9 protein-coding genes are annotated in these 10,644 nt (G+C 64.4%); 5 read left to right on the forward strand and 4 right to left on the reverse strand.

The genetic code is table 11. From position 1 onward, the window contains the following. The coding region (locus tag NG900_RS26325; protein WP_252685318.1) for a TonB-dependent receptor plug domain-containing protein at positions 1–1,492 on the reverse strand (1,492 nt) is incomplete at its 3' end. Positions 1,493–1,774: 282 nt separating this feature from the next. Continuing rightward, positions 1,775–3,295 (reverse strand): acetaldehyde dehydrogenase ExaC, encoded by a 1,521-nt coding sequence (gene exaC / locus NG900_RS26330; RefSeq protein WP_252685320.1) that lies wholly within the window; start codon positions 3,293–3,295, stop codon positions 1,775–1,777. Positions 3,296–3,588: 293 nt separating this feature from the next. Here exaC and NG900_RS26335 point away from each other — a divergent pair, with 293 nt between their 5' ends. The 5 genes from NG900_RS26335 (at position 3,589) to NG900_RS26355 (ending at position 8,764) form a co-directional block, all read left to right on the forward strand. Further along, positions 3,589–4,365 (forward strand): quinoprotein dehydrogenase-associated SoxYZ-like carrier, encoded by a 777-nt coding sequence (locus NG900_RS26335; protein WP_252685322.1) that lies wholly within the window; start codon positions 3,589–3,591, stop codon positions 4,363–4,365. Beyond that, positions 4,362–5,309 carry a quinoprotein relay system zinc metallohydrolase 1 gene (locus NG900_RS26340; protein WP_252685324.1) on the forward strand — a complete coding sequence of 316 codons (948 nt, stop codon included), beginning with the start codon at positions 4,362–4,364 and terminating at the stop codon, positions 5,307–5,309. The genes NG900_RS26335 and NG900_RS26340 overlap by 4 nt, the downstream gene beginning before the upstream one ends. Positions 5,310–5,349: 40 nt before the next feature. After that, entirely contained in the window at positions 5,350–6,279 is a 930-nt protein-coding gene (locus NG900_RS26345) for an MBL fold metallo-hydrolase (RefSeq protein ID WP_252685334.1), read from the forward strand. 277 nt (positions 6,280–6,556) lie between these two features. Next, positions 6,557–7,678: a porin gene (locus NG900_RS26350; RefSeq protein ID WP_252685326.1), complete on the forward strand. Its 1,122-nt coding sequence runs from the start codon at positions 6,557–6,559 to the stop codon at positions 7,676–7,678. Positions 7,679–7,855: 177 nt separating this feature from the next. Further along, a complete protein-coding gene (locus NG900_RS26355) occupies positions 7,856–8,764 on the forward strand; it encodes an acyltransferase (RefSeq protein ID WP_252685328.1) in 909 nt (302 codons plus the stop codon). Between the two features lie 215 nt (positions 8,765–8,979). Here the strand turns inward: NG900_RS26355 and NG900_RS26360 are convergent, their stop codons facing one another. Together NG900_RS26360 and NG900_RS26365 are read right to left on the reverse strand one after the other, a co-directional pair. Further along, complete coding sequence (locus tag NG900_RS26360) at positions 8,980–9,711, reverse strand: GntR family transcriptional regulator (protein WP_252685330.1); 732 nt, start codon at positions 9,709–9,711, stop codon at positions 8,980–8,982. Between the two features lie 591 nt (positions 9,712–10,302). Next, positions 10,303–10,644: porin (locus NG900_RS26365; RefSeq protein WP_252685332.1), on the reverse strand; the 342-nt coding region annotated here is incomplete at its 5' end.

Raw genomic sequence — 10,644 nt, forward strand, 5'->3', positions numbered from 1 at the left:
TGACGCTGAACGTATCGGTGAAATACGCGCTGAAGTTGTTGACGTTGGATGTCAGGTTGACCGCGCCGATGACGTTGCTGCCCGTGAACGACGCGGGGTTCGACGCCGACGGCGGCAACCCGTTGGCGGTGAAGCCGTATTCCTGGTTGGGGATTACTACCGCCTGGTAGTTGATCAACCGGGCCAGGAAGGTGGTCTGGTCATAGGTGATGCGTGAATGATCAAACGCCCCACCCAGCGTGAATGCATTCTTGTGCCCTGCCAGGTTGTCGAAGTTCGACCACTGCAGGGAAGAGCCCACCGTATCTTCGTGCGTGGCGGAATCCACGACGCTGGTGTTGATGGCATTGGTCCAGCGGCCGTAGCCGAGCGCCAGCGCGTTGGCATTCGTCACGGCATTCACTGTCGTGCCGTTTGGTGCCTTGTTCGCGCACTTGTAGGTCGTGACGCCGCCGGCGGCGGTCGTTGCCAGTGAGCCATCATCGTTGAAGCAGCCGTCGTCCAGCTGCGCGTTGCTGTTGATGTTGTGCAGGTTGGCCTTGCGGTAGTAGACGCTGCCGGCCAGCTGGTTGTTGTCGTTCAGCCAATGGCTGCCTTTCAGGTTCAGCAGCGCCATCCGATTCTTGATGGTGTCGGGCCACGTATAGGCAGCGCTGCGGTTCGACATCATGTCCACCGGCAGCGACTGCGTGCCGCTCAACGACGTGTCCGCCAGTGCTGCGGACAGTTCCAGTTGGGTCGCGCCATCGTTGCCGTGCCACCGCACCTTGCCGAACAGTTGCTTGACCTCGGAGCCCGAGTGGTCGCGAAAGCCGTTCTGCTTGTCGAAGTTGCCGGCCACGAAGTAGTCGGTGTCGTGCGCTGCGTCGACGCCGCCGGTCTCGAAGCTCACGGCCTTGCGGGCAAACGAGCCGCCCAGTACGTCAATCGACGTGCCGGAGTTGTCCTTCCCGTTCTTGGTGTTGACGACGAGCGCCCCGCCCAGCGTGTTGAGGCCAAAGATCGGATTGGACCCCGGCAGGATGTTGATGCTGGACACCGCGTTCATGGGAATGAGATCCCAGTTCACGATCGAGCCGAAGGGCTCGTTCATGCGCACGCCGTCAAAATAGACCGAGAGCCCGATGGGCACGCCCAGCAGCGATGACACCTGGAACCCGCGATAGTTGACGTCGTTCTGGTACGGGTTGCCCGAGCCGTTGCTGACGCTGACCTGGCCGAGGTTGTCGTTCAGCACGTCAGCCAGGTTCGCGCTGCGCTGCTCGCGAACATCCTTCGCACTGATGCGCTGCGCGTTGGCAGGAAATTGCGACAGCGGCACGCCAATGCTGTCGATCGGGGTCGAGCCGACCACCTCGGTGGTGGGCAGTGCCACCGCGATGAGCGGGTCCTCGGCAAAGGCCGGCGCATGAAGCCCCGCGGCAGCGAGTGCCAGCACCACCCCGCTCAAACGAGGTGCAGCCTTGCGCGAACGGCGGATAGTCAGATGCACCGCAGTGTCTCCCTGGTGTCTCGCTGACGTGTCTGGAGGTGCAACTTCAGCCTCTCGAAGACGACGACGCGGCGCGCGCTATTCCTGAACAGGAATCCGCAGCGATGGGGCAGACAACTGCGCACACCACGACCGTGATGGCGACAGCGCGTGTGGTCGGCACATGGCCGTGTCTCCTCTTCTCTTGTATTTGCCTGCGCGGTCTGTGCCACGCAGGGTTGGCGGCAGACGCACGGGTGTCGATGACCGTACGCCCACCGCGTCCTACCAACTGCTACACCATCAGAAGAAACCCAGCGGCTTGGTGTCGTAGCTCACCAGCAGGTTCTTGGTCTGCTGGTAGTGGTCGAGCATCATCTTGTGGGTCTCGCGGCCCACGCCCGACTTCTTGTAGCCGCCAAAGGCCGCGTGCGCCGGATACAGGTGATAGCAGTTCGTCCACACACGCCCGGCCTTGATGGCACGGCCTACGCGGTACGCGCGGTTGATGTCGCGCGTCCACAGGCCCGCGCCCAGGCCGAACTCGGTGTCGTTGGCGATCTGCACGGCCTGCGCTTCGTCCTTGAAGGTCGTCACGGCAATCACCGGGCCGAAGATCTCTTCCTGGAACACGCGCATGCTGTTGTCGCCCTTGAGCAGCGTCGGCTTGATGTAGTAGCCCTTGGCGAGGTTGCCGGGCAGCACTTCCACATCGCCGCCGACCAGGCATTCGGCGCCTTCTTCCTGCGCGATTTCCAGGTAGCTGCGGATCTTGTAGAACTGCTGCTCCGAGGCCTGTGCACCGACCATCGTTTCCGTGTCCAGCGGGTCACCGCGCTTGATGGCGGCCACCTTGGTCATCACGGCATCCATGAAGCGGCTATAGATGGATTCCTGCACCAGCGCGCGCGACGGGCACGTGCACACCTCGCCCTGGTTGAAGAAGCCCAGCACCAGGCCTTCGGCAGCCTTTTCGATGAAACTCGGCTCGGCCTGCATGATGTCTTCGAAGTAGATGTTGGGCGACTTGCCGCCCAGCTCCACCGTCGACGGGATGATGTTCTCGGCGGCGCACCGCATGATGTGCGAGCCCACCGGCGTCGAACCCGTGAACGCAATCTTGGCGATGCGCTTGCTGGTGGCCAGTGCCTCACCGGCTTCCTTGCCGTAGCCGTGCACGACGTTCAGCACGCCTGCGGGCAGCAGGTCGCCAATCAGTTCCAGCAGCACGCAGATGCCCAGCGGCGTCTGCTCGGCGGGCTTGAGCACGACGCAGTTGCCGGCGGCCAGCGCCGGGGCCAGCTTCCATGCGGCCATCAGCAGCGGGAAGTTCCACGGGATGATCTGGCCCACCACGCCCAGCGGTTCGTGGATGTGGTACGCCACGGTGAATTCGTTGATCTCTGCCGCCGAGCCTTCCTGCGCACGGATGCAGCCGGCGAAGTAACGGAAGTGGTCGGCCGCCAGCGGGATGTCGGCGTTCAGCGTTTCGCGCACGGGCTTGCCGTTGTCCCACGTCTCGGTCACGGCCAGCAGTTCGAGGTTCTGTTCGATGCGGTCGGCAATCTTCAGCAGGATCAGGGAGCGGTCCTGGACCGAAGTGCGGCCCCAGGCGTCCGCAGCGGCATGCGCGGCGTCGAGCGCGCGCTCAATGTCTTCCGCAGTCGAGCGCGGGAATTCGGCAATCGCCTCACCCGTGACCGGCGTGGTGTTGGTGAAGTACTGGCCCTTGACCGGCGCAACGAACTCGCCGCCGATGAAGTTGCCGTACCGCGACTTGAACGAAACGATGGCGCCGGGGGTACCGGGATGGGCGTAACGCATGGGTTGTCTCCTGATGTTTGAGTGATGACCGCAGCGTCATGTCTGCGCTGTGTCCGATCGTCATCTGCAAAACCCGGGCCATCCCCTGCGACAGATGTTTCATCCCTCCGGCACCGGCTGTTCTGCGTTGTCGGCCCGTGGGATTGCTCCAGAATGGAACACCGGGTGTTGCAAAGCTCAACGCCCCGCCGCCTGAACACCTGGCGCACACACACGCGGGCACACCAGGCGCATGGCACGACTTTCGCAACATCAGCCGTCCATTCGAACCCTCAGGCAAATCCAGGCACACGATGAGAACGGCCTCACCCCTTGCCGCCGCTGCCGCACTGGTCTGTGCGTGCCTGTCCTGGCCTGCCGGGGCAGACACCGGCACCGACCCCGCGGGCTCGCCGCTGTGGCCAACGATCCATCAAGAGGTATTCGGCACCGCGCGGGCCACGTTTGACAACCGCATCAAGATCACCGGACCGGCGTTTGCGGAAGACCCGATGCAGGTGCCCATTGCATTCGACGCGTCGGCGCTGGGCAAGGTCGATCGTGTGATCGTCGTGGTGGACCGCAACCCGATCCGCAAGGTGCTGGAGTTCGAACCGATGCGTATGCGCGCCGCGCTGTCGTTCCGGTTCAAGCTGCAGGAGGCCTCGCCGCTGCGCGTGGCGGCGCGCACGCCAGATGGTGTGTGGCATGTCGGCACCTTCATGGTGGACGCCACCGGCGGCGGCTGCACGCTGCCGGGCGCCACCCGCAAGGATGCCACCTGGAGCACCACGCTCAACCAGGTCGAATCGCGCGTGTTTCCCGGCTTCAACGGTGCGGGCAGCCGCATCCGGCTGCGCGTGATGCACCCGATGGATACGGGCCTGGTGGCCGGCATTCCGTCCTTTCACATTGAACAGCTCGATCTGCTCGACGCGCAGCGCCGGCCCATGCTGCGGCTCGCGCTCTACGAGCCGGTGGCCGAAAACCCGATCTTCTCGTTTGATGTGGACGGCCCTGTCGAACGCGGCATCAGCGTGGCCGGCGTCGACAACAACGGCAACCGCATCCGCGCACAGGTGACACGATGAGCTGGTTGACCCAACGGTTGAGCATCCTGCTGTGCCTGGCGCTGGTGACTGCCCTCGCACGCGCACAGGGCCCCGACTACCACCTCGCGCCGCGCGCCGTGGCACCCGACGTCTGGGTACTGGAAGGCGCCAATGCGGATTTCTCGGCGGGCAACGGCTGCAACATCATCAACACCGGTTTCATCGACACGGGCGACGGCGTGCTCGTCATCAACACGGGGCCATCGAAGCTGTACGGCGAGCAGCAGCGCGCAGCCATCCGCACCGTCACGTCAGCCCCCGTGCGCTGGGTATTCAACCTCAACCTGCACCCCGATTATTTCTTCGGCAACCAGGCCTATGCGGACGTGGGTGCACAGGCGCTGCCGGGCACCATCGCCGGTGCGCAACGCGAAGGCGAGGCCTATGCCGACAACCTCTACCGCATCTGCGGTGAGTGGATGCAGAACACCGTATCCACACCGGCCACCCAACCGTTGACGCCGGGCACACGCACCCTGGGCCGGCACCACATCGAACTCATCCGCTTCGACGGCCATACCGACGACGACCTCGTACTCGTGGACCGCACGAGCGGTGTCGTGTTCGCAGGCGGGCTGGCGTTCCGCGACCGGATTCCAACCGCGCCGCACGCCAACATCGAGCATTGGCTGGCGAGTCTCGACCGGCTTCAAAAGATCGTGGCCGACAGCGGCGCACGCGTCCTCATCCCCAGCCACGGTCCCGCACTCGGCAAGGCCGATGCGATTGCGCAGACGCGGCAATACCTGCTCTGGCTGGATGCCCGCATGCGCCACGCAGCAGAGGAAGGACGCGACCTGGCCGAGGTGATCGCGATGCCGGTCGACGCACCGTATGCGCAGTGGGGCGGCATGCCCGCGGAGTACCTGCGCAACGTCACGCGGTTCTACCCACGCTATGAGAGCGCCGCGCTGGTGCGCTGACATGGCACCCGACCCTGCCCGGCGACGCTGGATGCGCATGATGCTCGCGACCCTGCTCCCACCGACGCCCACTGTCCACGCTGAGCCCACGCGCGTCACACTGTTGCGCCTGCAAGACGGCCTGTATGCGGCACGCGCCGACAACGCCGAGGCCTCACGCGCCAACGCCGGAGAAGTCGTGCCGACGCTGGTACACGTCACCGGCAACGGCGTGCTGGTGGTGGACCCCGGCCCCCATGCGCGATGGGGCGATCGGCTGATCGCGGCCATCCGGCACATCACCGCCGAGCCGATCCGCTGGGTGGTCAACACGCACGCGCACCCCGAGCACGTGCTGGCCAACGCAGCCTTCGCGCAATTGCAGCCGCGTCCCGCGTTCCTTGCGTCAGCGGCCACAGCCAGCCTGATGCGTCAGCGCTGCGAGAGCTGCCTCGCAAGGCTGACGGCCATGCTGGGCGAGCGGGTCATGCGGGCGACGCAGATCGTGATTCCCGAACCCGCGCTGCGCGATGGTGATTGGCTGCACACCGGCAAGACTGCGTGGCAGGTGCACGTCCATGCGGCTGCGCACAGCGCGTCAGACACCGTGTTGTATGCGCCGCAGCGGCGCGTGCTCTGCGTGGGTGGGCTGGCGTATCGGCAGCGCGTTCCCGACCTGCAGGAAGGCTCGCTGCTCGGATGGCGGCAGGCATTGCATGCACTGACTGCGCTGCCCGCCGGCATCGTCGTCGGCACGGCCATCGGCACGCCTGCGCAGACGCTACAGCCCACGCTCGCCTATCTCGACGCGCTCGACAGTGCGATCACGCACGCCATCGAATCCGGCGTAGACGCAGCGCATGCGCTCGACTACGTGCCGGGCAATGCGTATCGCGACTGGCGCAACTTCCACCCCCGGCACGCATTCAACGTGGCGCGTGCCTGGCGCGAGCTGGAAGACCGCTGGATGCAGAACGCGCCGTCAGCCTGAGCGCGCCGCGCGATGCTCCATTGCTGAACAGGCAATGGGACACCTGTCACACCAACTGTCTCGTCGTACCACACTGCGCCCCGCCCCTGCGACGCTCGCAAACGTTATTCAAAACGCTGCAACACCTTGCAATGCGCCGCGAACCGCCATTTTCGCGGTGGTACGCATATTGCAATGACCCCGCCGGCGTTGAGCGCGCCCCGCGCATTTGGCGCCCACCCCAAACACGTCCGAGCCGATTCACTGGACTTCATCACAAAGACAATACGGAGACACCATGCAGAACCCACGCCTTCGACACTACGCACTGGCCGCCACCTTGGGCTGCGCCGCGAGTGGCGCCTTCGCGCAATCGTCCGTCACGATCTACGGCACGATCGATGCAGGCCTGCAGTACCAGAACAAGAGCGCTGCCGGTGGCAGCATCACCGAGATGCATTCGGGCGGCATCAGCCCCAGCATCTGGGGCCTCAAGGGATCGGAGGACCTGGGCAACGGTCTGAAGGCGAACTTCAACCTCGAAGGGCATTTCAGCAGCGACACCGGCACGCTCACGACCGGCCCGGGCTTCAGCTCGCAACTCTTCCGCCGGCAGGCGAACGTCGGCCTCAGCGGTGATTGGGGTGCGATCACGCTGGGCCGCCAGTACAGCCCGGCCCTCATTGGCACCATCGGCACCGAAGCGCGCGGCTTCAAGGAGCAGTTCTCGAACCTGTACGGCTGGGCCTACAACCAGCTCTCTGCCCCGGGCAACGCGCTGGGCGCCGGCACCAACCCCGGCAACGACGTGGGCGTGTTCACGGGCAACACGGTGCAGTACTCCAACAGCTTCGGCCCGGTGTGGCTGGGTGTGGCGTATTCGCTGGGCGAGGCTGCAGGCAGCTTCAAGCGCGGCAACGAACTCTCGCTGGGTGCCACCTACACGGGCCCGGTCACGGTCGGCCTCGGCTATCAATCGACCGCCGACAGCGGCACCGGCGAAACGCTCAGCCGCCTGTGGAGCGCGGGCGTGGCCGTGCCGTTCGGCGCCTTCACGGGCAAGGTCAACTACATCGGCGTGACCAACAACGCCCCGACGGGCGAACGCGTGTCCGACGTCAAGTCGATCGGCGCCGGGATCGACTACAAGTGGAGCCCCGCCAATACCGCCACGCTGGCCGGCTACTACAGCAAGTACGAAAGCAACGCGCACAACAGCAACACCAAGTCGATCGTGCTGAGCAACGACTACGCGTTCTCCAAGCGCACCACGCTGTACACGCAACTGGTGTACGTGAATGCCGGCGCCGTGGGCACGGCCGATCCGCTGGAAGGCCTCAAGACCTCCATCGTTGCGGGCGGCACGGCACCGGGCGCGAAGACGGTGCTGGCGGGTGTGGGGCTGAAGCACTCGTTCTGACCTGCGCCAGGCAAAAGACCCTTGGCGACCCCAAGGGTTTTTTGCGCCTCCCGACGCCAAGCATGAATCCTGATGCAACGCATGGTTTTGCCCGGCAATCCGGTCTAGCCTCACGTATCCTGATCATCACGATCCATGCCAGCCGCGATGTCCGGCGGGCTATCACTGGAGGTGCCGTTGGTCCGCGTCCTGCCTGCCTTCGCGTTGGGCACGCTCAGCCTGATCCTGCTTGCCCTGAACACGCTGTTCTGGAGCGTACCGCTCTTCACGCTCTCTGCGCTCAAGCTGCTGGTGCCAGCCGTCGCGGTGCGCCGCCGGATCGATCCCATGCTCAATTGGGTCGCCACGTGCTGGATCAGCTGCAACGACGTCTGGATCGGGCTGCTGCAACGCGAGCCGTGGAGCGTGGAAGGCGCTGCCAACCTGCGCTACGCAGGCTGGTATCTGGTCAACTGCAACCACCGCTCATGGGTCGACATCTTCGTGCTGCAACGGGTACTGAACCGGCGCATCCCGCTGCTGAAGTTCTTCCTCAAGCAGCAATTGATCTACGTGCCGGTGATCGGCCTGGCGTGGTGGGCGCTGGATTTTCCGTTCATGCGGCGGCACTCCAAGGCGGCGCTGCGAAAGCACCCCGAGCTTCGCAACCAGGACCGCGAAACCACGCGACGCGCCTGTGCCAAGTTCACCCACGTGCCGACCAGCGTCATGAACTTTGCCGAGGGTACGCGGTACACCCCCGCCAAGCACAAGGCGCAGTCGTCCCCCTACCGTCACCTGCTCAAACCGAAGGCCGGCGCCCTGGCGCTGACACTCAATGCCATGGGCGGCCGGTTCCAGTCGCTGCTGGATATCAGCATTGCCTACCCCGACGGCACGCCCAGCTTCTGGCAGCTTGCCAGCGGCCAGGCGGGCCGGGTCATGGTCCACATTCGCGAATTGCCGATCCCGGCGGATTTCTGTACCAGCGACTACAGCGCCGACGCCACCTTCCGCAGCGACTTCCACCGCTGGCTCGCCCAGCTCTGGGATGAAAAGGACCAGCGGATCGAGGCCATGCTGGCCCAGGCGGCGAGCCGGGCCTGAACGACATTCGGTTTGAAGCACCAAACAAAAAGCCCCCTGGCCTCACGACCAAGGGGCTTTTTCTACTGCTGGCGCAGCGGTGAGTCTTGGGCTGGTTTGTCTCAGCACCCGGCCTCGCCAACTGAGAGATTTCCAGGGAATTCGAACGCTACGCTGCGCAATAACGCCAATGCGTGGTGTAACGGCAGACCACTAGAGCACTTGCAGCAGCACCATCAAGCGCCAGAATTTTTCCGCTTCCCTGCACCTGTCTTTGTCGGCGACACCGGCACGCTGACCTGGAAGATGGCTTCAAAGTCCGTCTCGTTGACTTCTTCCTGCGGAGCGCGGATTCCTTGCTCAACATGGTCAAGGTGATCAAGCATCAATTTCTCTGCACGACGAACATCGCCACTTTCAATGGCGGCCACGATGTCAGCGTGTTCATGCTCCGGGCAGGCGCTACTGGCAAGGGCGTCATATTGGGAGATCACCAGACCCGTGAGCGCAACCAGTCGCCGCAAGTTATCGCTAAACAGTCGGTTGTCGGTGATCTCGGCCAGGCGCACATGAAAATCGCCAGTCAGTCGCGATAGTGCGGCGCGATCATTGGACTCACGAGCTGCCTGTTCGCTTTTCAAGTGGCTGCGCATGACGACAAGGGACTGGCCGCCATATTGTTGCGCCAGTTGCGTTGCCACTGCGCGCTCGAGCGCGCGGCGCACTGCAAAAACATCGCGCAAGTCGCGTGCTGTCGGCCTGGCAACGAAGGCGCCGCGATTCGCGTGCAGCTCGACCACCAGTTCCTGAGAGAGTCGCATCAACACTTCGCGGATACGCGTTCGGCTGGCATGAAACACCTGCGCCAGGCGCGCTTCGCTCAATTTGGTGCCTGGCGCCAAGCGACGTTCGCTGATCGCAGCATAGATGCGTTCGTAAATTTCTTGATTGGTCGGTAGATGGCTCACGGCGGACGTAATAGGATGCAATTTGGTAATTATCCGCCGAGATACTACCGTTTGACGTGCTCGTCCCGAGCCAGACCCTTGCAGTCCCCTTCCAGCGCCACGCGCACCGTCTCCAACACATAAGCGCAGGACGAAAGCGCCAGCGCCATGCGGCTGTTTTGCTCCACCAATACGATTGTGATTCCGTCGCGACGGCTGAGCCGTGCTGACTGAAGCACTCCTAGAGCCGTGGAAAACGCTCGCAGACCGCCGCCAGGTCGGGGCTGATGCCCGCGTTGCCTTGGCCTGGGCAGCAGCAAGCGCGGTGACTATGCTTTGCCCTGGCCCTATACCGGTAGCTGTCCCCATACGCGCCCTAGAGCGGGGTATGAAATTCGACCTGGCCGCCCACGACAAGGGCCGCGGCGACCCGGCCTGCGCTCGAAGCGGGATCGTGAAGTCGCGACAAAGCGTACCGGTCTATACGCGATGCGCTCCCAAACGCAGGCACGCGACCCGCCCCGCATCGATCTGGTGGGTGAGCCCACGCCGGCGGGAAGCCGCGCCATCTGGACAGATGGCGCGGCCGGCGCCCTGCAGTTGCCGGGTTGCCTAGAACACGTGGCGCACGCCCAGCGTGACCGAGGTCTGCGTCATGCCGGGCACGCCGCCGCCAATGGCGCCTGACGACGTATTGACCAGTGCCTCCGTGGCGCCTGACGAGTTCTTCAGATACGCCACGTTGGCCAGCAGCGTGGTGCGCTTGGACAGGCTGTATTGGGCCAGCACGCGATAGACCATCGTGCTGTTCGACAGCGTGGAATCACGCCGGTACAGCACATCGCCCGAGAGGGTGAAGGCCTGAGTGAAGGCGTAGTCCACGCCGCCTTCGACGACCGTGGCCTTGCGCGCCGACATGCTCGGGATCGACTGGAACGTGCCCGCGCCGCCCAC

This window comes from Ralstonia soli, assembly GCF_023955655.1.
Lineage (GTDB): Bacteria > Pseudomonadota > Gammaproteobacteria > Burkholderiales > Burkholderiaceae > Ralstonia > Ralstonia soli.